Annotated in this window: 1 protein-coding gene; it reads left to right on the top strand. The window is 47.2% G+C overall.

The features are described from left to right. A partial coding sequence (locus RYH73_RS26595) for an AMP-binding protein (RefSeq protein ID WP_335316471.1) occupies positions 1-723 on the top strand: 723 nt, incomplete at both ends.

The raw sequence follows: 723 nt of genomic DNA, 5'->3' as shown, positions 1-723 counted from the left end.
GGGACCCCGACAGCTGGGGAACCTCTTCTGGTATCGAGAATTTAAACGGTGCATCCCCCTCGCCGGGAGATCTGTGCTATGTGATCTATACGTCGGGATCCACGGGCAGGCCCAAGGGGGTAATGGTGGAGCACAGAAATGTAACGGCATTAGCACATGCGCAACTTTTGAAGTTCGGTATAACACCAGAGGAGCGTATACTGCAATTTTCAGATATAACTTTTGATGCCTCTGTAGAACAGATCTTTTTGGCTTTACTATCCGGGGCGGCTTTGGTTGTTTATCCAAAGAACGAGTTGATCGACAGGGTTGAATTTGAAAAATACCTTAACAAAGAAGAAATCTCCCATCTGCACCTTGTTCCGAATTTGCTGGAGGTGTTGGGTGTAATGGATTGCCCCAGTCTGAAACGGGTAATATCGGGAGGCGACGTTTGTAAAAAGGACATTGCTGAAAAGTGGTCCAGAACAACAATGTTCTATAATGAATACGGACCTACCGAAACAACAGTTACCGCTATTGAGTTTTTTTTAGATGGAACTTACCATCAAGAAGAGCATCCAACATTACCAATTGGTAAACCCTTACTGAATAGTTATATCTATATATTAAGTCCCGAAGGGGAACTTCAGCCATTGGGCGTACCGGGCGAGATCTGGATCGGCGGGGAGCAGGTTGCGCGGGGGTACCTGAACCGTGCGGAACTGACGGGTGAGCGGTTTG

This window comes from Olivibacter sp. CPCC 100613, assembly GCF_036959255.1.
Classification (GTDB): Bacteria; Bacteroidota; Bacteroidia; order Sphingobacteriales; family Sphingobacteriaceae; genus Olivibacter.
This window is presented reverse-complemented; position numbering and strand designations above follow the sequence as displayed.